This is a genomic window from Spongiibacter nanhainus (genome assembly GCF_016132545.1).
Lineage (GTDB): Bacteria > Pseudomonadota > Gammaproteobacteria > Pseudomonadales > Spongiibacteraceae > Spongiibacter > Spongiibacter nanhainus.
Window position 1 is genome coordinate 375803 of record NZ_CP066167.1, and the last position, 22299, is coordinate 398101.

At 58.0% G+C, this 22299-nt stretch carries 24 protein-coding genes; 9 read left to right on the top strand and 15 right to left on the bottom strand.

Annotated features, from left to right (window positions below; translation table 11 throughout):
• Positions 1-108 precede the first annotated feature (108 nt).
• Positions 109-1044, bottom strand: coding sequence for a polyprenyl synthetase family protein (locus I6N98_RS01800; RefSeq protein ID WP_198570123.1), 936 nt, complete (start codon positions 1042-1044; stop codon positions 109-111).
• Positions 1037-1264, bottom strand: coding sequence for an exodeoxyribonuclease VII small subunit (locus I6N98_RS01805; protein ID WP_198570124.1), 228 nt, complete (start codon positions 1262-1264; stop codon positions 1037-1039). The genes I6N98_RS01800 and I6N98_RS01805 overlap by 8 nt, the downstream gene beginning before the upstream one ends.
• A gap of 436 nt (positions 1265-1700) precedes the next feature.
• On the opposite strand from I6N98_RS01805, the gene I6N98_RS01810 reads away from it, so the two are divergent.
• Together I6N98_RS01810 and I6N98_RS01815 are read left to right on the top strand one after the other, a co-directional pair.
• Positions 1701-2240, top strand: a complete 540-nt coding sequence (locus I6N98_RS01810; RefSeq protein ID WP_198571505.1) for a DUF924 family protein — start codon at positions 1701-1703, stop codon at positions 2238-2240.
• Between the two features lie 26 nt (positions 2241-2266).
• Complete coding sequence (locus tag I6N98_RS01815) at positions 2267-2824, top strand: hypothetical protein (protein WP_198570125.1); 558 nt, start codon at positions 2267-2269, stop codon at positions 2822-2824.
• Here the strand turns inward: I6N98_RS01815 and mscL are convergent.
• The gene (mscL, locus tag I6N98_RS01820; RefSeq protein WP_198570126.1) at positions 2821-3291 is read right to left on the bottom strand and encodes a large-conductance mechanosensitive channel protein MscL; all 471 of its coding nucleotides are present in this window, start codon (positions 3289-3291) and stop codon (positions 2821-2823) included. The two genes, I6N98_RS01815 and mscL, sit on opposite strands and share 4 nt — an antisense overlap.
• Before the next feature lie 67 nt (positions 3292-3358).
• Here mscL and I6N98_RS01825 point away from each other — a divergent pair, with 67 nt between their 5' ends.
• The gene (locus I6N98_RS01825; protein WP_198570127.1) at positions 3359-4111 is read left to right on the top strand and encodes an SDR family NAD(P)-dependent oxidoreductase; all 753 of its coding nucleotides are present in this window, start codon (positions 3359-3361) and stop codon (positions 4109-4111) included.
• A 3-nt stretch (positions 4112-4114) separates the two neighbouring features.
• Here I6N98_RS01825 and I6N98_RS01830 read toward each other — a convergent pair whose 3' ends face one another.
• A complete protein-coding gene (locus I6N98_RS01830) occupies positions 4115-5098 on the bottom strand; it encodes a ribonuclease Z (RefSeq protein WP_198570128.1) in 984 nt (327 codons plus the stop codon).
• A gap of 7 nt (positions 5099-5105) precedes the next feature.
• Positions 5106-5789 carry a TetR/AcrR family transcriptional regulator gene (locus I6N98_RS01835; protein WP_198570129.1) on the bottom strand — a complete coding sequence of 228 codons (684 nt, stop codon included), beginning with the start codon at positions 5787-5789 and terminating at the stop codon, positions 5106-5108.
• A gap of 179 nt (positions 5790-5968) precedes the next feature.
• Here I6N98_RS01835 and I6N98_RS01840 point away from each other — a divergent pair, with 179 nt between their 5' ends.
• Positions 5969-6844 (top strand): TIGR03619 family F420-dependent LLM class oxidoreductase, encoded by an 876-nt coding sequence (locus I6N98_RS01840; protein WP_198570130.1) that lies wholly within the window; start codon positions 5969-5971, stop codon positions 6842-6844.
• A 62-nt stretch (positions 6845-6906) separates the two neighbouring features.
• On the opposite strand, the gene I6N98_RS01845 is transcribed toward I6N98_RS01840, so the two are convergent.
• On the bottom strand, positions 6907-7521 hold the full coding sequence (locus tag I6N98_RS01845; RefSeq protein ID WP_198570131.1) for a TetR/AcrR family transcriptional regulator: 615 nt from the start codon (positions 7519-7521) through the stop codon (positions 6907-6909).
• A 152-nt stretch (positions 7522-7673) separates the two neighbouring features.
• On the opposite strand from I6N98_RS01845, the gene I6N98_RS01850 reads away from it, so the two are divergent.
• Positions 7674-9041, top strand: coding sequence for a cytochrome P450 (locus I6N98_RS01850; RefSeq protein ID WP_198570132.1), 1368 nt, complete (start codon positions 7674-7676; stop codon positions 9039-9041).
• 75 nt (positions 9042-9116) lie between these two features.
• On the opposite strand, the gene I6N98_RS01855 is transcribed toward I6N98_RS01850, so the two are convergent.
• The 3 genes from I6N98_RS01855 to I6N98_RS01865 form a co-directional block, all read right to left on the bottom strand.
• Positions 9117-9824, bottom strand: coding sequence for a response regulator transcription factor (locus tag I6N98_RS01855; protein WP_198570133.1), 708 nt, complete (start codon positions 9822-9824; stop codon positions 9117-9119).
• A complete protein-coding gene (locus tag I6N98_RS01860; RefSeq protein ID WP_198570134.1) occupies positions 9802-11388 on the bottom strand; it encodes a sensor histidine kinase in 1587 nt (528 codons plus the stop codon). The genes I6N98_RS01855 and I6N98_RS01860 overlap by 23 nt, the downstream gene beginning before the upstream one ends.
• 171 nt (positions 11389-11559) lie before the next feature.
• Positions 11560-12081: a hypothetical protein gene (locus I6N98_RS01865; protein WP_198570135.1), complete on the bottom strand. Its 522-nt coding sequence runs from the start codon at positions 12079-12081 to the stop codon at positions 11560-11562.
• Positions 12082-12340: 259 nt separating this feature from the next.
• On the opposite strand from I6N98_RS01865, the gene I6N98_RS01870 reads away from it, so the two are divergent.
• Positions 12341-13363, top strand: a complete 1023-nt coding sequence (locus I6N98_RS01870; RefSeq protein WP_198570136.1) for an LLM class F420-dependent oxidoreductase — start codon at positions 12341-12343, stop codon at positions 13361-13363.
• A gap of 10 nt (positions 13364-13373) precedes the next feature.
• Here the strand turns inward: I6N98_RS01870 and I6N98_RS01875 are convergent, their stop codons facing one another.
• Together I6N98_RS01875 and I6N98_RS01880 are read right to left on the bottom strand one after the other, a co-directional pair.
• Positions 13374-14207, bottom strand: a complete 834-nt coding sequence (locus tag I6N98_RS01875; protein WP_198570137.1) for a 23S rRNA (adenine(2030)-N(6))-methyltransferase RlmJ — start codon at positions 14205-14207, stop codon at positions 13374-13376.
• 38 nt (positions 14208-14245) lie between these two features.
• On the bottom strand, positions 14246-15223 hold the full coding sequence (locus I6N98_RS01880) for a class 1 fructose-bisphosphatase (protein ID WP_198570138.1): 978 nt from the start codon (positions 15221-15223) through the stop codon (positions 14246-14248).
• A gap of 194 nt (positions 15224-15417) precedes the next feature.
• On the opposite strand from I6N98_RS01880, the gene I6N98_RS01885 reads away from it, so the two are divergent.
• Both I6N98_RS01885 and I6N98_RS01890 read left to right on the top strand, forming a co-directional pair.
• The gene (locus I6N98_RS01885; RefSeq protein WP_198570139.1) at positions 15418-16194 is read left to right on the top strand and encodes a dienelactone hydrolase family protein; all 777 of its coding nucleotides are present in this window, start codon (positions 15418-15420) and stop codon (positions 16192-16194) included.
• Positions 16195-16199: 5 nt separating this feature from the next.
• The gene (locus tag I6N98_RS01890; RefSeq protein WP_198570140.1) at positions 16200-16529 is read left to right on the top strand and encodes an SET domain-containing protein; all 330 of its coding nucleotides are present in this window, start codon (positions 16200-16202) and stop codon (positions 16527-16529) included.
• Positions 16530-16602: 73 nt separating this feature from the next.
• Here the strand turns inward: I6N98_RS01890 and nhaD are convergent, their stop codons facing one another.
• Together nhaD and I6N98_RS01900 are read right to left on the bottom strand one after the other, a co-directional pair.
• The gene (gene nhaD / locus I6N98_RS01895; protein ID WP_198570141.1) at positions 16603-18063 is read right to left on the bottom strand and encodes a sodium:proton antiporter NhaD; all 1461 of its coding nucleotides are present in this window, start codon (positions 18061-18063) and stop codon (positions 16603-16605) included.
• Positions 18064-18228: 165 nt separating this feature from the next.
• Positions 18229-19443 (bottom strand): Nramp family divalent metal transporter, encoded by a 1215-nt coding sequence (locus tag I6N98_RS01900; protein ID WP_198570142.1) that lies wholly within the window; start codon positions 19441-19443, stop codon positions 18229-18231.
• A 105-nt stretch (positions 19444-19548) separates the two neighbouring features.
• Here I6N98_RS01900 and I6N98_RS01905 point away from each other — a divergent pair, with 105 nt between their 5' ends.
• A complete protein-coding gene (locus I6N98_RS01905; RefSeq protein ID WP_198570143.1) occupies positions 19549-20913 on the top strand; it encodes an ABC1 kinase family protein in 1365 nt (454 codons plus the stop codon).
• 3 nt (positions 20914-20916) lie between these two features.
• Here I6N98_RS01905 and I6N98_RS01910 read toward each other — a convergent pair whose 3' ends face one another.
• Both I6N98_RS01910 and I6N98_RS01915 read right to left on the bottom strand, forming a co-directional pair.
• Complete coding sequence (locus I6N98_RS01910) at positions 20917-21573, bottom strand: DUF2894 domain-containing protein (protein WP_198570144.1); 657 nt, start codon at positions 21571-21573, stop codon at positions 20917-20919.
• Positions 21560-22297 (bottom strand): OmpA family protein, encoded by a 738-nt coding sequence (locus tag I6N98_RS01915; RefSeq protein WP_198570145.1) that lies wholly within the window; start codon positions 22295-22297, stop codon positions 21560-21562. Before I6N98_RS01915 ends, I6N98_RS01910 begins: the two co-directional genes overlap by 14 nt.
• Positions 22298-22299: the final 2 nt, after the last annotated feature.

Consider the following 22299-nt stretch of genomic DNA (forward strand, 5'->3'; position numbering starts at 1 on the left):
CAAACGCTGCCGCAGAGAGCGTGTTGCGAGGGTGCAAGTGTTTGAGGGATGCAGAGACCGAAGGTTCACCGGCTGTTGGCATTGCTATCGGCTCCAGTGCGGCAAGACTCAATGCTGGCGGGCGATAATGTAGCGGGATAGCGCCCGTAGCGGCGCCGCACTCTCGCCGAAGCCGGCCAGGGCGCTCTGTGCTTGTTGATCCAGCTCGCTGGCCAGTGCCTTGGCGCCAGCCATGCCCAGCAGCGAGGGGAAGGTGGGTTTATTGCGAGCCAGATCCGCCCCTTGGGTTTTACCCAGAGTCTCGGTGCTGCTCTCGACATCGAGAATATCGTCCTGCACCTGGAAGGCCAGTCCGATGGCGCGGCTGTAACGATCCAGCTGTTGCTGTTGGTCGGCACTGGCACCTCCGGCCAGGGCGCCCAGGCCCACTGCGGCGCGGATCAACGCGCCGGTTTTGAGCTGGTGCATGGTCTGTAAGCCATTCAGGTCCAACTCGCGGTTGACGGCCTCCAGGTCGATGGCCTGGCCCCCCACCATACCCCGTGGACCCGAGGCGGCAGCCAGCAGGCGCACCATGGCCAGGCGGGTGTCGGCGGGGATGCTCGGGCAGTCGCTGATTAGCTCAAAAGCACGGCTTTGCAGGCCGTCGCCCACCAAGATGGCGGTGGCCTCGTCAAAGGCAATATGGCAAGTGGCCTGGCCACGGCGAAGGTCATCATCGTCCATGGCAGGGAGGTCGTCGTGGACCAGTGAATAGGCGTGGATCATCTCCACCGCAGCGGCCAGGGTGTCCAGCGCCGCGTCTATGTTTTGGTTGACACCCAGGGCGTCGGCGGTGGCGTAGACCAGGCTGGCTCGGACCCGTTTGCCGCCTCCCAGCAGGGCGTAGCGGTGGGCATCAAACAGCCGCGACAAGGCCTGCTGTGCATCGCCGTCGCAGAATTCACTGCCTGCCTGACCGAGCAGTGCCGGCAGGGCCGCTTCAATGCGTTGTTGGCAGCGAGTCAGGTAGTCGCTAAACGCCGCATTAATGGGCTCAGGCATCGTCGCTGTCATGGCCGTCACGCTGATGTTTCTCCATAAGCACTGTGACTTTCTGCTCGGCGTCGGCCAGGGCCTGTTGGCAGTCCTGGCTAAGCTGCATGCCTTTTTCAAAGGCCTTGAGGGAGTCTTCCAGGCTCAGCTCGCCGGATTCCATGTTTTGTACCAGTTTTTCCAGCTCGTCCAACGCGTGTTCAAAATCGACAGGTTTGGCTTTAGGCATAGGTGGGCTTGGCCGTGATGTTGAGGTTCGGGGTCATGGCGGGCATTTTAGCAGCCCGACACTGCGCCGTCGCGGAAAATGCCGGAGGGGGCGACTTAGGGCCTGTTCACACTTATTGCATTGGACCTGTTGTTGCTAAAAATTCGCCAATCGAGGCGTGAGGAGAGAGGTTTGGTCATTCCAAATGAACGACGAACAACGAAGAGTGGTGGATTTTTAGCCACAACCCGGAGGGCTGGGGCCATTTTTGCCCCCAGCGTTGTTGTCGGTCGCTTATTTGGAATGACCAAACTGCGCTTCCTCCGCCTAGCTGGAGGCAAAAATGACCTCCAGCAGGCACAAAGCAATAAGTGTGAACAGGCCCTAGGTCCAATAGTTAGTGAAAAGCTGTGGCAATAAGGTATTCTGCCGGGCTGACTAGGCAATTCGATTGACGATGCATTTTTCTACTGTTTTAGATTTCTGGTTTGACACCCTGTCCGCCAAGGACTGGTTTAGCAAAAGCGATGAGCTGGATGCCGCAATAGCCGAGCACTTTGCCGATATCCACCGCGCCGCTGCGGCCGGTGAGCTCTATTCCTGGCGCCACAGCCACGAGGGAAGGCTGGCGGAGATTCTGGTGCTGGATCAGTTCTCCCGCAACCTGTTCAGGGACTCGCCCCGGGCCTTTGCCCAGGACGGGCAGGCACTGGTGTTGGCCCAGGAGGCCATTCGCCACGGTGCCGACCGGGCACTGAGTGACGATCAGCGCGCCTTTCTCTACATGCCTTATATGCACAGCGAGTCGCTGGCGATTCAGCGGGCATCGCTGCTGCTATACCAGGCGCTGGGCCGGGAGAACAACCTCGATTTTGCCCGGCGTCACTATGCCATTATCGAGCGTTTTGGCCGTTACCCCCACCGCAATGCCATACTGGGTCGGGAGAGCAGTGACGAGGAACTGGAGTTTCTTGCCCAACCGGGCTCGTCATTTTAACTACGGAGCACGACAGGACGCCAACTATGTCATTGATTCAACTCGCCAAACGCGCCGCTGTGGTGTCATTATCCCGGGCTGCTGGTGCGGCGCTGCTGCTTGCCAGCCCCCTGGTTTTGGCCTGCCCCTTTCCCGATAGTGATCGCGGCGAGGCGCCGGCCTGGTTATGCGACGAGCCCCTGTTTGATGGCGCCCAGTACACGGCTGTTGGCGACAAGAGTCGGGTGCCCTCTATTTCATTGCAAAACCGGCTCGCTGGCAAAGCGGCGATGGTGGCGGTGACCGGAAAATTGCTGGAGGCGGGCCGGGATCAGTTGTTGAGCAAGCTGCCCCCGGCCACTCGGCTGACCTTGCCGGAGGCCGACAATTTGTCGGTGGTGGCGCGTTTTGATGGCATCCGGGTGCTGGAAAAAACCCAAAGTCCCCGGCGTCACCTCTATGTGCTGGCCGGCGTCCCCGATAGCGAGGCGGATGCGCAATTGGCTATTGCCTGCCGGGAAGTAGTCTCGGCCAACCGCAAACAATTGCGTAAGGCGATGCCCGAGACCGATTTGGCGGCCTTGTGCCTGACAGAGAAGAATTAGTCCAGCGCTGAGGTGCAGTGCGGGCAGCGTGTCGCAGCGATGGCGATGCTGGAGAAACAGTAAGCACAATCCTTGGTGGTAGGGGCAGCGGGAGCGGCTTCTTCCGCTTCTTTCTTTTCCAGTTCGCGGATTTTGTTGATGCTTTTAACCAGCATAAACACCGCAAAGGCGACGATCACAAAACTGATCACCGAGTTAATAAACAGACCGTAGTTGACGGTTACAGCGCCGGCGGCCTTGGCGTCGGCAACGGTGAGGTAGGGGGCGGGTGTGGTGCCCTCGCTGATGACCCACATTAAATTGGCAAAGTCGACGCCGCCCAGGGCGAGACCGATCGGTGGCATGATCACATCGGCGACTAAACTTTTGACAATGGTGCTGAAGGCACCGCCAATAATAATCCCCACCGCCATGTCGATGACATTGCCGCGGATGGCGAATTTTTTAAATTCCTCTAAGATGCCCATCTTTACTCTCTCTGTACCGTTGCAGCCCGATTAAAGCTCAACCTCTGATAAAAGGCTATAAACCACCATGAAAGACATTGCTCTGATCACCGGCGCGTCCTCTGGCATAGGTCGTCAATACGCCCTGCAATTGGCGGCGCGCTGCAAGGGGATGATCTTGCTTGGCCAACGCGAGGAAGCGCTCACGTCACTGGCGGCGGAGCTTGGCGATCAGGGCGTGGAGGTGCACTGTCTGGTGGAGGACCTGGGCACCACGCTGGGTGTCGCTCGTACCCTGGAAGCGATACGCCAAAAGGGCCCAGTCTCGATTCTTATCAACAACGCCGGCTTTGGCAATCGCGCTGTGCTGGCTGAATGTGACCTGCAGTTGCAGCAACAGATGATCGCCCTGCACTGCAGTGCCAGTGTGGCTTTGTGCCGCGGCGCGCTGCCCTTTATGCGGGAGGCCGGGCGCGGCACGGTGATCAATGTTGCCTCGGTAGGGGCGTTTCTAAGTACGCCGACGGCAGCGGTCTACAATGCCAGTAAGGCGTTTTTGGTGTCTTTGTCTCGCTCGCTGGCCGAAGAATTGGCGGCAGAGCCAATCGCGGTGCAGTGTTTGTGCCCGGGCTACACCCGCAGTGATTTCCATCATCGCCGCGATTACGGCGATGTCGATCTCATTGCTATCCCCGACAGTGATTGGATGAGTGCGGAGCAGGTGGTGACCGAGAGCCTGGCCGCGCTAGCGGATGAGGCCGCGCCGGTGGTGGTGATTCCCGGTGAACACAATCGTCAGCGAGCGCGACAGCAATTGCAGGCGCAGCTGGATGCGCTCTAGCCTTCAGGCCTCTTCCTTTCGGTAGACTTCCAAGGCCCGCTCCCGGGTAAGGTGGCAGCTGGTCAGGTCCTCGGCCATCACCAGATTACCGGTGTAGTGAGCGGCGCCCTCGGCTGCCAGGTCGGCAATGGTGTGCTCCACGTGATCCCCGCCCTTAAGGCGGTAGCGTTGACTGAAATGGGTTAGCACCACGTGCTTGATGTCGGCGTCGCTGGCGGCCTTGGTCACCATGGCCGCGGTGCTATGCATGTATTGGGGGCCGACTTTGGCCAGCACGTCTTCGGTAAAGGTCGCTTCGTGGATCAGTACGTCACTGTTGCGCATGGCCTCCGTCAGCAGTGCCGGTTGGTCATTGTCGCCACCGACAATCACGCTGCGGGGTAGCCAGGCTGTTTCGCTATAGTCGCCAGCGGCAAAGTGGCGACCATCGTCCAGGTCGATATCGTCGCCCTTTTGCAGCTGGTTCCACAGTGGCCCCCGGGGTACGCCGTCTCGCTCCAGTTTGTCTACCAGCAAGTGACGTGGGGTGGTTTCTTCGGCGCGGTAGGCAAAGCAGGGTACCCGGTGGGACAGGGCGGTGGAGCTGACATTGAGGTGGCCGTCCTGGTAGCTGAAATCCGGCGCATCGCTGCGCACAAAATGCAGCGGAAAGCGCAGTTCGCGGATGTCGGTAAAGCGAAACGCCGCCTCGATAAACTGTTCGATGCCGTCCGGCGCACACACCGTTAGTGGCGCCTTGCGGCCACTCATGTTGGCGCTGGCGATCAGGCCGGGCAGGCCATAGCAGTGGTCGCCGTGAACATGGGTGATAAAGATGGCCCGCAGACGCGCCGCCGAGTAGCGGCACTTCATCAATTGGTGTTGGGTGCCCTCGCCGCAGTCAAACAGGTACCAGTCCCGGCTGTCGTCGATGGCCAGGGCCAGGCCGGTGACATTGCGGTGGGGGGTAGGGGCGCCGGCGCTGGTGCCCAGAAAGGTGAAACGCATCGAAGGGTTACGAACCTCCCGCCAGTGATTGAGTGCGCGCCGACGGCGCGGTATCGAGAATGGCGGCGACGCTGTCGATCAGGTTGCTGGCCATAAATTCGGTATCGCGGCTGAGGGCGTCCAGGGCTGGGTTGTCTCTGAGCCGGGCGTGATCGGAAATGCCGTGAAAAGCCAGGATGTTGGCCAGCATGACGCGCTGTCGCAGCACTTCTGGCGTGAAGTGCCGCAGTTCCTCACACATCAGCGTCACCAGTTTGGTTTCTCTGGGCAACTGAAATACCGCCGACTCCGGCAGGGTGTAACTCAGGGTATTGCTGACTATCAGTTCGGCGCTGATATGCACATAGGCGGCGCCACCATCGTCGTCGTCCAGCTTTTCCACCAGCGGCAATACCAGAATACTGGCTATCCGTCGCGCCGGGCTCATGTCCACGCCTTGTAGTTCGTCCAGCAGTGCCTCCCGGCGCGCGGTCAAACCCGGACCGTGTTTATCGAAAATAGCCTGCAGCAGGCCGTGCTTGCTGCCAAAATGGTATTGCACCGCATTGCGGTTGTTCTGCCCAGCCGCCCGGGTGATGGTGTTGATGGAAACACCTTCGATACCGCAGTCGGCGAATAGCGTTTCCGCCGCCCGAATCAGCGCGTCTCGAGTGCGAAAACTGCGGTTGTCTTTTATCGCGGTGGCGGTCATATCGGCCTTGTTCAACCCATTGAATTAGCAATACCGTCCAGATTACCAAAAAATGACAGCGCCTTCCCTGCTGCCCGCTTCTAGTCTGCGCCGAGCACTCGTCTATTTGGATGAACACCGATTATGGCCGCCAGCCGTATAGTGAAGCCCGTTTACACAACAATAAATTGGATGTCGCTATGAGATTTGGCTATCACCACAGTATGTGTCCCCCGGAGCAGTATGCGCCGCTAGCGTTGGAGGCGGAGAAACTCGGTTTTGATACCGTGACTGTGCCCGACAGTATCTGTTATCCCAAAGAGGCCAGCTCAAAATACCCTTACAACAAGGATGGCAGTCGCGAGTTCCTCGATGGCCAGCCCTTTATCGAGCCTTTTGTGCTGATGGCCTACCTGGCGGGCAAGACCGAAAAGCTGCGCTTCAGCACCTCGGTGCACAAAACCGCCCTGCACCAACCGGCACTGCTGGCCAAGTCGCTGTCCAGCCTGCAGGTGATCACCAATAACCGGGTGGTGTACGGCGCCGGGATTAGCCCCTGGGCCGAGGATTTTGAGGTGACTAACGTGCCCTGGGAGGCCCGCGGCAAGCGCCTCAACGAAATCATTGAAATCGTCAATGGGCTGATGAGTGGCGAGTACTTTGGCTACCAGGGCGAGATATTCCAATTGCCGGAAATTAAACTCTGCCCGGTACCGACCCAGCGCCCGCCGATTCTGGTGGGTGGGCATTCCAAGCCGGCACTGCGCCGCGCTGCTCGCCTGGGTGACGGTTGGATTGCCGCCGGCGGTGAGCTGGAGGACATCAAAGGGATGATGGATCAGATCAATGAATTCCGGAAGGAATACGGTCGCGATCACCTGCCCTTCGAATTCCAGGCTATGACCGCAGAGGCCTACTCCCCCGACGGTATCAAGCGTCTGCAGGATATTGGTATCGACGAGGTACTAGTGGCGTTCAGAGATGTCTATTCCGGTGAAATTGACGACAAGAGCGTGCCGGAAAAAGTGGGCATGATGGAATGGTATGCCAACGAGGTGATTGCCAAGGTTCGCTAACAGGCTGTTGATTTCCTATCTACGTTGCCACGGCGGCGTTGAAAACGGAAATCGACAAGCCGCTAGGCAGACTTGGCAACATTTGAAGATAGAGGCCGCAGCAGCTCGATCAAGCCAAACAGGTATTCGGAGCGGGCCTCCCGCCCTGCCATTGGCGTTTTAACCAGGTTCTGGGCCATGCCAATGACCAGGTCAAAGGCAGTGTCGGTGACGATTTGAGCGTCGATATCGTCCCGCAGCCGACCTTTGCGCTGCATATCTGCAATCATCATCAGCATCAAATCGCGGAATTGCGCGTCTTTTTCCCGCACGGTTTTCAAGCTCTCGCCGTGGGTCAGGGCAAAGGTGTGTAAGTTGAGGCGAACCCGCCACTCCAGATCGGACTCTTCATTCAGCGGCAACCCGGCTTTGATTACGGGAAAGAAGTCGTCCAGGTGGGGGTCGTTGCCGGCAATAGCCTCTTGCATTCGCGCATCGATGCGCTGGTCCGCCCACTGAAACGCAGCGATAACGATCTCTTCCTTGCTGTTGAAATAGTGGGACAACACGCCGATAGAGCAGCCCAGTTCCTTGGCCAGAGCGCGGGTGGTCAGGGCCTCCAGGCCCTCGCGGCCAATCAGCCGGGCGGCGGCTTCTGCCACCTCCTGGCGGCGGCTGTCGTGGTCAACCTTTCTCAAGCTGTCGTTCTCTGCGGGTGATTAACGGTACGGGTTCACACTATACAGAAAAATGACCAATTATTCATATCGAACGATTGATATGTATAAATTGGGAGGCTATGATGTCCATCAAATAAGACGGCTAACTTAAATCCCACGGAGGCCCTTCCATGGCAACCGCAACAAGCACTGATTATCGCCAGCTCAAGAACAACCACGGCTTGAAGCACATTCCCGGCTCTTTTGGCGCGCCGGTTATTGGCCATACCTTTGCGCTGGTAAAAGATCTCTACGGCACCATCGACAAGCAGTACAAGAAGTACGGCAATGTGTCTCGCTTTGGTTTGGCGGGCTTCAAAGGTGTATTGCTGATCGGCCCAGACCTGTTTCAACAGGTATATCTGGACAAAGATCGCAATTTCTCCGCAGAGATGGGTTACATGGGCTCCCTGGGTCGCTACTACAAAGGGGCTTTGCTGCTGCGGGACCACGAAGAGCACCGCTTCCAGCGCCGCATGATGCAGTCGGCCTTTAAAAACGACGCCATGAAGGGCTACATCGACACCATGGGACCGATGATTGCCGATGCGGTGGAACACTGGGATGACACGTCGAAAGAAATGCTGTTTTTCCCGGCCATCAAGCAAACCTTGTTGGACGTGGCCGCCAAAATCTTTGTTGGCCTGGATAAGGACGACAAGCGCGCGGAAGAGATGAACCGGGACTTCAGCGATGTGGCCGACGGCTTGATGGGGATCATTACCAAAGAGATTCCCGGCACCAAGCACTACAAAGCCAAAAAAGCAGAGCGCCACATGAAGGCCTTCTTTGAGAACTTGATCGAAGAGCGTCGCGCCGGCGATGGCATCGATACCTTCAGTTACTTCACCCGTGAAAAAACTGAAGACGGCGAGTACTTCAGCAATGAAGACATCACCGCCCACATGAGCTTCCTGTTGTTTGCCGCCCACGACACTACTACCAGCGCTCTGAGCCACCTGCTGTATTACCTCGGCCAGGATATGGAGGCGCAACAGCGTCTGCGCGAGGAGGCGGAGGCCATTGGTAAGGACTTTCTCGAGTACGAGGACCTGGACAAAATGCCGCTGGCGGAAGTGGCAGTGAAAGAGGCGCTGCGCCTGCACCCCTCAGTCATGATGATGCAGCGCCGCACCATCAATGACTGCGAGCTGGGCGGTTACCACATCCCTGCAAATACCATTTTGTTCCTGACGCCGATGCACACTCAGCGCATGGAAGAGTACTGGGATAACCCCCATAAGTTTGATATCGACCGCTGGTTGGAGCCCCGCTTGGAGCACAAGCGTCACAGCTTCAGCTTTGTCGGCTTTGGCGGCGGTGCCCACAAATGTATTGGTATGCACTTTGCCCTGATGCAGACTAAAAACTTCCTGCACCAGTTCCTGCGTCGCTACGAGTTTAAACTCGATCCCAAAGCCACCGACAATTTCCAGACTGTGCCGCTGCCCAAGCCCCTGGACGATCTGCCAATCGTACTTAAGCGCATCGACAAGTAAGTTGCTCGGCAGTCAAAAGCCCCCTTCGCTTCGGCGGTGGGGGCTTTTTTATTTCCCCCGCAATGAGGTGCAGCGCTATTTACCGCGACCCAAGCGATAGCCACTGCCGCGAACTGTCTCGATAAAGCTCTCGTTATGGCAGTCGAGCTGTTGTGCCTCGCTGGCTTCCGACAGTTTTTTTCTCACCCGGCGGATATAGACGTCGACGATATTGGTCAGTGGATCGGCCAGGCTGCCCCACACTTTGTTGAGTATGCGCTCCCGGGACAGCACCGAATCGGGGTTGGATAGGAAGCATTTCAATAGCTGGTATTCCAGGTGGGTCAGCTCCACTTCCCGTTGGTTTAGCCACACCCGGTGGCTGTCAGTGTTTAGTGCCAGGTGACCGCGGCTGAGTTGTTGGATGGGGCCGTGTTGGTGTCCGCCCCGTCGCAGCAAGGCGGTGACCCGAGCTAACAGCTCGTCAAAGTCAAAAGGCTTGCCCAGGTAGTCATCGGCGCCGGCCTGTAAACCGATCACCTTTTGGTCAACATCTTGCAGAGCCGTCAGCATTAAGATCATCGCCTTGGGTTGTTTTTTCTTGACCAACGGCAAGTAATCGAGGGTGTCGATATCTTGGACCAGCCTGTCCAGTAAGATTAACTCGTATTGCGGTGAACCAATTTCCGATAAAAAGCGCTCAGAGCTATCGATCCAGTCACAATCGTAGCCCTCTGCGCCCAGACCGCGAAGTAAAAAGCTGGCCAACTTGTGCTCATCCTCAACCAATAGAATAGTTGCCACTGGCGCCTCCATTGGTAGGCAGTTCAATAGTGAAACGGGTGCCCTGTCCCGGCGCTGAGGTCGCGGTGATACTGCCTTTGTGGGCTTCCACAATGGCTTTGGCAATGGCCAGCCCCAGGCCGGAGCCTTGGCCTGTGCGGGCATCGGCAGCGCGGAAATAGCGATCAAAGATGAAGGGCAAAATATCGGCGTCAATACCGCGGCCGTTGTCCTCAACGGTGAGGTATAGCGCGTGCCCGCGCCGATTGCAACGGATCACGACGCTCACCCCCTTGCCAGCGTAATTGATGGCATTATCCAGCAAGATCATCACCACCTGCGCAATGCGGTCTGGGTCGCAACTGATCAAGGGCAGGTCATCGGCCAGTTCTGTTCTCAGCGCCAGGGGTTGGCTGTTGCTGAAGGATTGCACCTTGTCTATCGTCGAGCCGATCAGCTCGGCCATGTCGACAGTTTGCGGGACAATGCGCAACGCGCCGGATTCTGCCCGGGCGATCATCAGCAGATCGTCTACCAGGCGTGTAAGGTTCAGGACCTGCTCAAGGACTTCCTCCAGTGTATTTTTGTAGTCCTGCTCTGACACGTGTTTTTGCCGCAGGGTCACTTGTGCCTCGCCGCGAATAATAGACAGCGGTGTGCGCAACTCATGGCTGATATCGGCAAGGAACTCTTTGCGTGCGGTATCGTTGTTTTGTAGCAATTGGTTGGCCCGGGTCAGCTCTGCGGTGCGTTGGGAAACCTGATATTCCAGTTCCCGTGTAGAGTGCTGGGCCTTCTCCCGCTGCTCCGAGAGCTCTTCGGCCATACTGTTAAAGGCGGCGGCGATGGAGTCGAACTCGGCGTCAAAGCCCCGGGAAATCCGGTGATTCAAGTTGCCCTGGGCGATGGCTTCAGCGCCTTCTCGAATCGAGTTCAGTGGCTGATAGAGCACCCCCAACAACCAGTAGAAGCCGATAAAGACCAGGGGCACGGTAAAGAGCGCCAGCAAAATGGCGTACCACAGTATCGATTGGCTTAAGGTCTCAATACGGGCGTTCAATGAGGCCACGACTTTGCTTTGCCGGCTGACCGCAGCGTTGATGGCTTCCCGAAAGCGGTTGTCGATAGTGACTTCCAGCAAGCGCTGGATTCTCTCCCGCTGCTGGATTTGGGTTCGGTTTTGCTCGGCGATAACGGCGCGAAATTCGGTGATTATTTCGTCCAGTAACTCTGCCAGCGCCCCGGTATCCTCCACACTGCCCTGGGTGGCCTCCTCGCCCAGCGCTTTCCGTTGCCGCTCCTCCAGCTGAATAATCTTGGCAATACTCTGGTCGATGATGGCGCTCTTGTTGCGCACTTCGGCCTGGTTGGCGTCTTTGCCAAATATCAATTCGTCGGTGAGCTGTTTAAACAGGCGATAAGAGGTGCCCGACACCAAGATATGCTCGTTGAGTAAGGCTTGAGCGATATTGTTCTGGGTCAGGTTGGTGCGGGTGATCTGCGTTGTCGCAATAACCAGCGCTGACGTCAGAATCACAATGACCGAAATCAGCGCGGCAAAGACGATGACTTTGCGTTTATACATGGTGGTTGCGGAATCCCTTGGCGACAACAGCCATTTATACGTTATCCCTTGCGTTCTAGTGCACGGTCATTTGCCGGTGCATCTAACGCGAGGCATAAATCCGGCGCCCTGTGATAGGCCGCCGGATTGCCTGGCTCGCCAGTCCCCTTATACCCGGAGACAATTCCGGTCCTACGAGTCGTAGGGCAGAGAGGAGTGGTGGAGTACGATTTTTACATTGCCATTTTCGTCCAGGCGGTAGCCAAAAGTGTATTCCACTTTGACCTCTTGGTTGTCTGGCGTGGTGAAGAAGTAGTTGCCCATCGCCAGTGCAAAGTCGTCCTGGATCATAATGTCGTGATTGTCGAAGCGAACCTGCGTCCACGGGTTGATGGCAAAGCCCTGATCTTCCTCCACAACGCCCTTCACGAAGTAGGAATGGGCTTCCTCAAAGGTCTCGCGGAACTGGTCTTGTTTGGCTTTGGTAGGTTTAAACAAAACCTCACCCTTGTCGTAGCCGTAAAGGCTTTCCAGCAGCTTTTGCGCTTCGGCCCGGTAGTCAGCACCGGTCATTTTGGCCTCGCCAATTTGTACAATGCCTTGGGCCCACTTGTTTTGAGCTTCAATGATTTTGCTCTCGGTCAGTACGCTGGCGTTGGCGTTTAAGGAGTTGAGAGCCAGGGCGCTGGCTGCAGCAATCGCGATTTTTTTCATGTCGTGTCTCCTGTGTGTTTGACAGGCTCAGTATCCTCATCCTTGTTGAACAGGCATTGACTGCCAGATTAATAGAAGATTAATCCGCTGCGGCTCTGGTGGGACCTCTCAGGCTGTGTCCAGCTGAGCTATTTAGCCACCTCCCGCCCCTGGTGTGAGCAGTTTGGTCATGGTCCTTGCCGCCGGGTGCTTTCTATACTCGCAATCACTAATCTGGCCGACGAGCCATGGGACGACAAAAATACCGCGAGGTACGATCATGAAACTGGGCTTACATCTGGGTTACTGGCAAAAGCACCCCACCGACCGCTTTATCGAGCTGGCGCAGCAAGCAGAGCGCTTGGGCTTTGATTCTGTTTACACCGCAGAAGCCTACGGCTCGGACTGCTTTACGCCACTGGCGGCCATTGCCACCCAGACCAGCAAGATTCGCGTGTGTACTGGGGTAATGCAGCTTTCCGCCCGGACCCCGGCCTGTGCCGCGACCACGGCTATTACATTAGACCATCTGTCCAATGGTCGCTTGTGCCTGGGTGTGGGGGTGTCTGGACCGCAGGTAGTAGAGGGTTGGTACGGCCAGCAGTTTAAGCGGCCCCTAGAGCGTACCCGGGAGTGGCTGGATATCTTCCGTCAGGTCGTGGCCCGGGAAAAGCCGGTGGAGTTCAGCGGCAAGCAATACAATCTGCCTTACAACGGCCCCAACAGCCTGGGGCTGGGCAAGCCCCTCAAGAGCATTACCCATCCGCTGCGTAAGAAAATCCCGGTATTCCTGGGGGCGGAAGGTCCCAAGAATATCGCTCTGGCAGCAGAACGTTTCGATGGCTGGATGCCGATTTTTGTGTCGCCCTACCGCATGGGGATATTCGACGAGTCACTGGCTAATAAGCCGGATGACTTCGAAATTAATGCCATGGTGAACGTCATCGTTAACGATAACCTGGAAGAGGCGATGTTTCCCGGCAAAATGACGATGGCGCTGTATCTCGGTGGTATGGGTGCGAAGGACGAGAACTTCCACCAGAATTTGATGGGGCGGATGGGCTTTGGCGATGAAGCACAAAAAGTACAGGACCTGTGGTACGAGGGTAAGCACGAGGAGGCCATCAAGGCAGTGCCCGATGCACTCGTAGACGAAATCTCTCTGGTTGGTCCCAAAGAGCGGATCCGGGAGCGCCTGCAGGATTGGAAGAAGTCACCGGTCACCACCATTATGATGGGGCACCGGGACCACTACGAAACCTCAGTGGACACCATGGAGTTTATTGCCAGCGAGGTGCTGTAGGCCAAGAACTTCAGTCCAACCGGGCATTGAGCTCATACCTCCCCTGCCCACCTTCGCCGAGGCGCGCTGCCAGGGTCGGTAGCGCCTCGGTGAGTTGCCCCTCCAGCCCCCACGGCGGATTGATGACGAACATCGCACTGCCGAACATGCCGCGCTCCCCTGTTGGCTCCTTGACCTGCAACGACGCATAAAGATAGCGATTGGGAGACAGAGCGATCAGCTGATCTTTGAAGGCTTGCGACACGGCAGAGGGCAGTAGCGGATACCACAGTCCGTAAACCCCCGACGAGAAACGGCGCTGGCATACTTTTAAGCAGTCGATCGTCCGCAAATAGTCGTCCTTGTCTTCATACGGCGGATCAATCAACACCAATGCCCGCCGGGATTTGGGCGGTAGCAGCCCCGGCAGCCCGGTAAAACCGTCCGCCAGTTCGATCCTGGCGCGACGATAAAACTGCTGGATCAGGCTGTCACAGTCCCGGGGGTGAAGTTCAAATAAGGTGGCGCGGTCCTGGGGCCTCAGTAGGCTCAGGGCAATCGCTGGAGAGCCCGGATAGCATTGCGGCGCGCTGGCCGTGCTTAACTCCACCACCGCCAGATAGCGTTTCAGTACCTCACCCAGCCCGCGCGGGTCTCGGCGCAGTTTGTCGATACCGCTGAGGTATTCCCGGTTCTTGCTGGCAAAGCCGCCGGCGAGGTCGTACATACCGGCGCCAGCGTGGGTGTCGATGTAGTGCACCGGCGCCGGTTTGATCTGCATATAGTCGAGAATCAATACCTGCACCAGGTGCTTGAGCACATCGGCGTGGTTACCGGCGTGAAAGCCGTGTCTGTAGCTGAGCACGATGTCAGCGTTGTCAGCGAACGAGTGCTACGCGCGTATCAGCCCGCCTGGTGGTAATCGACGCAGCGCTGCACTTCATTGGCAGCGCCTAAAATCACCGGCACCCGCTGGTGAATCTGCTGAGGCTGGATATCCAGGATGGGGCCCTCCGGGGTCCATACTTTGCCGCCGGCCTGCTCCACCAAAAAACCCATGGGGTTGGCCTCGTACATCAGCCGCAATTTGCCCGCCTGTTCCGGTTTGCGATTGTCCCAGGGGTAGCTGAACAAGCCGCCGCGACACAGAATGCGGTGCACATCCGCCACCATGGCTGCCACCCAGCGCATGTTGAAGTTTTTGCCTCGGGGACCGTCCTTGCCAGCCAACAACTCGGCAATGTAGCGCTGCATGGGCTCTGCCCAAAAACGCTGGTTGGACATGTTGATGGCGAACTCGCCGGTATCGGCGGGGATACTGACCTCGTCATCGGTGAGCAGGTAGTCGCCGCTGTCGGGGTCTAAGGTAAACATCGCCACACCCTTGCCGGTGCTTAAAACCAGGATCACTGAGGGGCCGTACAGCACATAGCCGGCAGCGACCTGTTGCCGGCCCGCTTGCAGGAAGTCGGCTTCGACAGCATCTTCGCTGCCGGTATGGGCCAACACCGAGAAGATGGTGCCTACCATGGAATTGATATCGATATTGGAGGAGCCATCCAGGGGGTCGAAAGTGACCAGGTAGCGGCCGTCTTGGTGACAGGGCACCACATCGGGCTCCTCCTCTGAAGCGACACCTCGTACCGCCGGCTCTGCCGACAGCGTTGCTTTGAGAAGGTCGTTGGCAATGACGTCGAGCTTTTTTTGGTCTTCGCCTTGCACGTTTTCTGCGCCGGCGGCGCCTAGCACGCCGGCCAGTGCGCCCTTGGAAAGAGCGTGATTGATGTCGTTACTGGCGCGGCTGACAGCGTGAACGACTTGCTGCAAGGCGTCGTCAACCTGCTGTTGCTGGAGATAGTCGCTGAGGCGAGTGTGGGTCATAAAGGATGATCCGCTGCAAATAGGGAATAGCGCAATTATGCCAGTCCCGGCTGATACTAAACAGAGTAGAAGGCCCATGTTGGCCAGCGCTGGGGTATTGCCGCTTGGCTTTCTGTCGCCAGCTTGTAACATGGTAGGTGAACACTGATCAGCGTGTGCACCACTAACTGACTCAACAATAAACGGAGATACACATGAGACTGCTAAGCCTGTTTACTTTGATATTGGCCTTGCTGCTGCCCGCCTCCGGGTTTGCTGGCGTGAAGGAAAAGGCGGTGACACTCCCCGATGGTCTGGGCAGTGCGGTGTTGTACAAGGCCTCAAAATCCGAGCGTAAAGGCCCGGCAGTAGTGGTGATTCACGAGTGGTGGGGCCTTAATGACTACGCCCGCAGTCGCGCAAAAATGCTGGCCAAAGAAGGTTACACCGCTATCGCAGTGGATATGTATGGCCACGGCAAGGTCGCCGATCACCCCAAGGATGCCACGGCATTTATGAACGCGGCATTAGAAGAGCCCGAGAAGATGGGTGCCCGTTTCAACGCGGCCATGAACATTCTCAAGGCTCAGAAGGGCGTAAAAGAGGACAAGATTTTTGCTATCGGTTATTGCTTTGGTGGCGCGGTGGTGCTGGAACAGGCCCGTGCCGGTGCTGATCTGGCCGGCGTTGCCAGCTTCCACGGCAGTCTGGGTACCAAGAATCCTGCCAAAGAGGGCGCGGTTAAAGCCAAGGTGATGGTAGCCCACGGCGGCGCCGATGCCATGGTCCCCCCCAAGCAACTGGCGGGCTTTGTGAAGGAGATGGCCTCCGCCGGTGTGGATTTGCAACTCCACAACTACCCCGGGGTGATGCACAGCTTCACTAACCCGGGCGCGACGGCCAAAGGCAAAGAGTTTGATATGCCCTTGGCCTACGACGAGTATGCCGACAAGGATTCTTGGGCGGCGTTAATGCGCTTTTTGGACGAGTAAGTTAGATGGCGAAATCCCCAGCACGTAAAACGCGGGCGAAAAAGCCCTACAAGGTAGCCAGCAGCCCTATCCATGGCAAGGGGCTGTTTGCCGCCACCGACATTGAAGACGGGCAGGTATTGGGGGTGTGCAAAACCCGCCCGGCGACAGAGTCGGGGCTCCACACCCTGACTCTGGATGACGGCAGCCTTTTTGACGTGACCTGTAGCCTCAAGTACATCAACCACGGTCGTCCCTCAAACGTCAGCTACTACGACGACTTCAGCGTGGTGGCGCTGCGGGATATCGCCAAGGGTGAAGAATTACTCCACGACTACGGCGAGGAGTGGGACTAAGTGTCCCGCTCTTTTCAACACTTACCCCTCATCCGCTGCAGCGCCCTCGGCAAGACTCCTGTGGCAGGATGGATCAGTTAAACACCGCAAAGCTGCCCGCGTTTAACCACAGATGTACTAGAATACTGGCCACGTAGCCCAGCGCGATCACTGGTGCCCACTTCAGGTGGCCAAAGAAGGTATAGGAGCCCCGGGCCTGTCCCATCAGGGCAACGCCGGCTGCTGAACCAATCGACAACAAGCTACCGCCGGTACCCGCCGTTAAGGTAATCAACAGCCACTGACCGTGGGCCATCTCCGGCTCCATGGTCAGTACCGCAAACATCACCGGAATGTTATCGATCAGCGCCGAGGCGACCCCCAGCGTGATGTTGGCAAAGGTCGGTCCGGGGCCGTTGTAGAGCAGGTCGGACATCAGCGCCAGGTAGCCCATAAAGCCCAGACCGCCTACACACATCACCACGCCGTAAAAGAATAGCAGGGTATCCCACTCGGCCCGGGCGACCCGGTTGAAGACATCGAAGGGCACGACACTGCCGAGGCGCTGAAGGGCCTCTTCGTCACCGGTTTGTTCCGCCTTGGCGCGTTTGCGGGCCAGGGAGCCGGGCAGACTGCGGCGCAAAAAGTAGCCGAAAAATTGCAGATAACCCAGGCCCATCATCATGCCCGCCACCGGCGGCAGGTGCAGGAAGATATGGCAGCAGACGGCGGTGACAATGGTCAGCAGGAATAAGGCAAGGATACGAAAAGCACCGCGTTTGAGTTCGATTTCCTCGTACACCGCCTCCGGCTTGCGGTTGCCGATAAAGAAACTCATGATCAGCGCCGGTACCCCGTAGTTGACCAGTGATGGAATAAACAGGCTGAAGAACTCCTGGAACTGCACGATGCCCGCCTGCCAGACCATCAGCGTGGTGATATCGCCAAAGGGACTGAAGGCGCCGCCGGCATTGGCGGCTATCACAATATTGATGCAGCACAGATTGATAAAGCGGTTGTCATCCGGTGCCATCTTAATGACCACGGCGCACATCAACAGGGCGGTGGTGAGGTTGTCGGCAATGGGAGAGATAAAAAAGGCCAGTAGGCCGGTCAGCCAGAACAGGGTGCGGTAGTTAAAACCCTTCTGCACCATCCACGCCCGCAGCACATCAAACAAGCGGCGTTCCTCCAGGGCGTTGATGTAGGTCATCGCCACCAGCAGGAACAGCATCAACTCGGCAAACTCCAGCAGTGTATGGCGGAAGGCGTGCTCAGATTCACTGGACATACCGCCCTGCACATAGACCCAGCCGATCATCATCCAGATCAGACCAGCGGCCACCAGCACGGGTTTGGACTTACGCAGATGCAGCTTTTCTTCGCCCATCACCAGCAGGTAGGCAAAGACAAAGATAATCAGCGAAGCGTAACCCACGGTGGAGCTGGTGAGGTCGATATCGCCGGTGGCGGCGAAGGCAGAGGAGGGGAAGGCGAGTGCCAACAACAGGCCCAATAATCCTGTTGTTGATTTAGCGACAACATTCAGAGGCATGGCGGTGTCCGTCTATAAAAGTACGTGTAAAAAGGTAAGAGGTCCGGCGAAGTGGCGGCAAAATAGCACAAGCGTCACTGCCAAGGGCACTAGCCAATGGTATAAGGCGCTGCTGATATGCAACCGTTTGCGGCGGGCTATCCTGTCACGGGGTGGGCTGCGAGCCTACACCCATTTGAGTAGGGCGATCATCGCAAACAGTGCAATGGTGGCGACGATCAGCGCATTGCCCATCGCGCTATTGCGTTGGTCTTGGTGGATAAAACGATTGTTGAGGTAGAGCAGGGTCAGCCCCAAAAACGGCATAAACAGGGCGCCGGCCGCCGAGTACAAAATCACCAGCCACACCGGTTTGCCAAGCAATAACAGGGCCATGGGTGGCAGTGCCAGAAACCACAAAAAGCCGCGGTAGCCGGGACTTTGGGTGGATACTGTGGTGTCGGCTGCGGCGGGGGCCCGCCAGTGGGCCAGGAAGTCGGCAAACAAGTAGGGGACGCCCTGCCATACTCCCAACATGGAGCTGAATACCGCCGCCCAGAAGCCCAGCAAAAATACCCAGCGGAACTCGGCGCCCAGCAGTGCGCCCAGCTTATCGGCCAGGGCTACCACCATCTTGCCGCCGCTGACGGTCTCCGGTGCCGCGCTGGCGGCCAGTAGCATGATGCCCACCGCAAATGCGGCGGTGACCGAGTAGGCGATTAGCAGGTCGAGCCGGGCCAGTGGTAAATATTCTGCGCCCCGCCAGCCTTTTTCCCGAATCCAGTAGGCATAGCACAGCAGGGTCACGCTGCCGCCGACGCCACCGATCACCGCCAGTACCATGGTTAGCTCGCCATCTGGGATTCGGGGTGGCAATAGGGAGTCCGCAATCTGCAAGCCACTGAGGTCGATGCGCCACAGGGCGCTAATCACCACCACAAACATCAATCCGATCAGCACCTTCATGGCGTTTTCAAACAGCCGGTAACGACCTCGGGATACCAGCGCCAAGGCCAGCAGTGAGTGAATCGCCGCCCAGCTGTTGATCGACAACTGGGGCAGCAGGGCGTGGGCGGCGAGGCCGCAGGCGGCCATCAGCGCGGCGCCCACCAGCAAACCCCACAAGCATAGATAGATCAGGAAGTACCCACACACCCAGCGGGGCAGATGCTGCAGCCAAGCCTGAAGCAGAGTGCGGTCAGTACTCAGTTGCCAGCGGGCCAGCCCCTCGTTGAGCAGGAATTTAATGGCCGCACCAACAATAACGGCCCACACCAATGTGGCGCCGAGGGTGGCCCCCGCAACACTGGCGGTGACTAGGTCTCCAGCACCCAAACCGGTGGCGGCAATCACTAGGCCTGGCCCGATCATGCCCAGGTTTTGAGTCCAGTTGCGTTTCATGGCCGTAAACCCCAGTGTGAAAAGGCCGATGCTAGCGCGATTGTGCCCCCGGAGCGATGTGTCTATAGTGGCCGGTCCCAGGAAAACCCCAAAGCCAAGCGGCCTATGAGTGACGACAAACCCCTTCATCGATTGAAAACCGGCGCCCTGTCCCGACGCTTTGAGCTGTCTAAAGTGGGCCTTCGCTACGGCAGTCGGGCGGTGCGCCAGCAGGTCTGGCAGCGTCTCACCGGCGACAGCGACAAGGCCCAACAGCAGCGCCGGGACAATATCGATTTCTTTATCGGCGAACTGGGTAAGCTGAAGGGCAGCGTGGTAAAGATTGGCCAGATGATGGCGACCTATGGTGATTACCTGATGCCGCCGGAGCTGGCCGAGGCCCTCCACAAACTGGAGGACGACACGCCGCCGATGTCCTGGCGTTCCATCGAAAAAGCCCTGCGCCGCGAGCTGGGCGAGGCGCGTTTCGCCGAGTTGGAGATCACGCCAGAGGCTTTTGCTGCAGCGTCTTTGGGGCAGGTCCACCGGGCAAACCGGCGTGGCGACGACGAGTCGCTGTGCATCAAGGTGCAATACCCCGGGGTGGACCAGACTATCGATGCCGATTTCTCCGCGGTGATGGGCTTGCTGCGCTTGTCCCGCTTGATGGACTCCACCCGCAACCTCGATGAGTGGTTTGGCGATATCCGTCAGCTGCTCCACAAAGAGGTCGATTACGAGCAAGAGCGACGGGACCTGGAGTTTGTTGCCAAAGCCTTGGCAGATGACCCCCGTTACATCGTGCCCCGCAGTTACCCAGACTACTGCACCCGCCATGTGCTCACTATGAGCTACGAGCCGGCGGAACCGGTCAGTTCGCCGGCGGTGGCGGCGCTATCCCAGGCCCGGCGCAACCGCCTTGGCGCAGCAATCCTGGAGCAGTTTTTGATGGAGCTGTTCAGCTGGCAGCGTATGCAGACCGATCCCAACTTCGGTAATTACCGGGTGCGCATCGACCAGCAGGGTGACAATGATCAAGTATTGTTGCTGGACTTTGGTGCCATGCGGATGCTGCCGGCCTCCTTTGCCACGCCCTTTTGCGAGATGCTGCTGGCGGGCTACCGTCGGGACCGGGAAGTCTTTTTAGACAAGGCGATTGAGCTGGGCTTTATGAAGTCCCACTTTCCCGAGGATGTGCTGGAGAACTTTACCGACATCGGTATCGATATCGCCGAACCGCTACGCAAAGTCGATGACAGCGTGCCTGTTGAGGCCCGCACCGAGCAGGGCGAATACATCTGGCGGGCGAGCAATTTGCCCAAGCGCATCGCCAAGCGTGCCGTGGCGGCGTCGATCAGCCGCTACTTTGCGCTGCCGCCCAAGGATTTTCTCTACGTGATGCGCAAGCTGATGGGAGTTTACGCCTTGATTGCTCAGTTAGATGCCCGATTTGACGGCGAGCAAGTGCTGCTGAAGTTTGTCGACCGGTAGGTGCTAAGTCTTGCCGGACTTCTTGTTGAATTTCTTATCCAGGGTTTCCAACGCGGTCAGTGTCTCTACAAATACCACCAGTCGTTCCAGGTAGTCGGGGGAGCTCTGCTGAATTTCGCTGAGCAGCTTTACCGCCAACATCTGCGGGTTTAACGGGCCGGGGTTTTTGGGACGTTTGCTGAGCGCCAGTTCCACCTTGCGACGCTTTACCTGAACGCCCTGTCGCTGTTGTAGCCGCTGGGCGGCGCGCAATCCCTGTGACGATTCACTTTCTGGAGAAGCGGTGGGCTCCGGTGCCGCGACCTCTCCCAAGTAGCGGGCGTTTTGTGCGCGGATCTTTTCCTCCAGCGGTGAGCTTGGGATGACGTCCTGCTGTTGTATCGTCTGCTGCCATTGTTGAACAAAGTCAGCCAAAGGTGAGGGTTTAACGGTGGTTGATCTGGGTGCCATTGGCTCTGCTTGGCACTGGGCGATCAGTGCGGGTAGTGTCTCACTGACCCGTCGATACAGCTGTTCGGCCACCGCCGGGCGCTGGGTTTGCGCTTTGGCTAACAGGGTGTCGATCACCGCCAAACGCAGCGGCGCAGCGTGGGTCGCCTGCTGCCGCCAATCCTCCAGCTCGCGCCGGAGTTGCGCCGGGTCCAGCTCAGGATTGCCCATAATCGCCGCTGACCTGTGGCCCGGTGGAGCGGTTTGCTGAGGTATTACTCTCCCCTGAATCAGGTCCTTCTGAGTTGGCCCCCTCTGCTCTGCCTTCAGAAAATGACGGCGCTCGGGGTACCGGCGCCATCTCCACCCGGCGATTTTGCGCCCGGCTGCCGGCGTCGGTATTGGGGGCCACTGGCTGTTGGTCGCCAAAAGCGGCGGCAAATACCAGCTCTGCCGGCATGCCGGCGTCGATCAGTGCCCGGGTCACAGTCAAAGCCCGCTGGGCTGACAGCTCCCAGTTGTCACTGAAGTTGAGGTTGCCTTGCTGTATCGGCAGGTCGTCGGTAAAACCGCTGACCATCAACAACTGCCGGTGATCGCTGAGGTAGAGCTTCAAGGGATCGATCAGGCTTTCCAGTAGCGCCCGGCCCTCTGCCTGCAACTCGGCAGAGTTTAACGCGAACAGCACGCTGCCGCTGATGCCAATGCGGCCGCCCTCAAAGGTGATGCGGCCCTGGGCCAATGGCGCTGCCAGCGCCTGCTCCAGTTGCTGGCGGCGGCTTTGCTCGGCCTCGCGTTTGGCCACCTCCTTTTGCAGAGACTGGGACAGCTCCAGTTGAAAGCCCAGCGCCCACACCAGCAGCAGTACAAAGACCCCCACCAGCCCGGTCATCAGGTCGCCGAATACAGCCCAGATCGGCGGCTCCGGATTCAGGCCATCGTCCAACTCTGCCATCC

Excerpts from the sequence above, each read along its gene's own strand:
- I6N98_RS01800 (WP_198570123.1), bottom strand. The coding sequence starts at position 1,044 with ATGCCTGAGCCCATTAATGCGGCGTTTAGCGACTACCTGACTCGCTGC.
- I6N98_RS01805 (WP_198570124.1), bottom strand. The coding sequence starts at position 1,264 with ATGCCTAAAGCCAAACCTGTCGATTTTGAACACGCGTTGGACGAGCTG.
- I6N98_RS01810 (WP_198571505.1), top strand. The coding sequence starts at position 1,701 with ATGCATTTTTCTACTGTTTTAGATTTCTGGTTTGACACCCTGTCCGCC.
- I6N98_RS01815 (WP_198570125.1), top strand. The coding sequence starts at position 2,267 with ATGTCATTGATTCAACTCGCCAAACGCGCCGCTGTGGTGTCATTATCC.
- mscL (WP_198570126.1), bottom strand. The coding sequence starts at position 3,291 with ATGGGCATCTTAGAGGAATTTAAAAAATTCGCCATCCGCGGCAATGTC.
- I6N98_RS01825 (WP_198570127.1), top strand. The coding sequence starts at position 3,359 with ATGAAAGACATTGCTCTGATCACCGGCGCGTCCTCTGGCATAGGTCGT.
- I6N98_RS01830 (WP_198570128.1), bottom strand. The coding sequence starts at position 5,098 with ATGCGTTTCACCTTTCTGGGCACCAGCGCCGGCGCCCCTACCCCCCAC.
- I6N98_RS01835 (WP_198570129.1), bottom strand. The coding sequence starts at position 5,789 with ATGACCGCCACCGCGATAAAAGACAACCGCAGTTTTCGCACTCGAGAC.
- I6N98_RS01840 (WP_198570130.1), top strand. The coding sequence starts at position 5,969 with ATGAGATTTGGCTATCACCACAGTATGTGTCCCCCGGAGCAGTATGCG.
- I6N98_RS01850 (WP_198570132.1), top strand. The coding sequence starts at position 7,674 with ATGGCAACCGCAACAAGCACTGATTATCGCCAGCTCAAGAACAACCAC.
- I6N98_RS01860 (WP_198570134.1), bottom strand. The coding sequence starts at position 11,388 with ATGTATAAACGCAAAGTCATCGTCTTTGCCGCGCTGATTTCGGTCATT.
- I6N98_RS01865 (WP_198570135.1), bottom strand. The coding sequence starts at position 12,081 with ATGAAAAAAATCGCGATTGCTGCAGCCAGCGCCCTGGCTCTCAACTCC.
- I6N98_RS01870 (WP_198570136.1), top strand. The coding sequence starts at position 12,341 with ATGAAACTGGGCTTACATCTGGGTTACTGGCAAAAGCACCCCACCGAC.
- I6N98_RS01880 (WP_198570138.1), bottom strand. The coding sequence starts at position 15,223 with ATGACCCACACTCGCCTCAGCGACTATCTCCAGCAACAGCAGGTTGAC.
- I6N98_RS01885 (WP_198570139.1), top strand. The coding sequence starts at position 15,418 with ATGAGACTGCTAAGCCTGTTTACTTTGATATTGGCCTTGCTGCTGCCC.
- I6N98_RS01890 (WP_198570140.1), top strand. The coding sequence starts at position 16,200 with ATGGCGAAATCCCCAGCACGTAAAACGCGGGCGAAAAAGCCCTACAAG.
- nhaD (WP_198570141.1), bottom strand. The coding sequence starts at position 18,063 with ATGCCTCTGAATGTTGTCGCTAAATCAACAACAGGATTATTGGGCCTG.
- I6N98_RS01900 (WP_198570142.1), bottom strand. The coding sequence starts at position 19,443 with ATGAAACGCAACTGGACTCAAAACCTGGGCATGATCGGGCCAGGCCTA.
- I6N98_RS01905 (WP_198570143.1), top strand. The coding sequence starts at position 19,549 with ATGAGTGACGACAAACCCCTTCATCGATTGAAAACCGGCGCCCTGTCC.
- I6N98_RS01910 (WP_198570144.1), bottom strand. The coding sequence starts at position 21,573 with ATGGGCAATCCTGAGCTGGACCCGGCGCAACTCCGGCGCGAGCTGGAG.
- I6N98_RS01915 (WP_198570145.1), bottom strand. The coding sequence starts at position 22,297 with ATGGCAGAGTTGGACGATGGCCTGAATCCGGAGCCGCCGATCTGGGCT.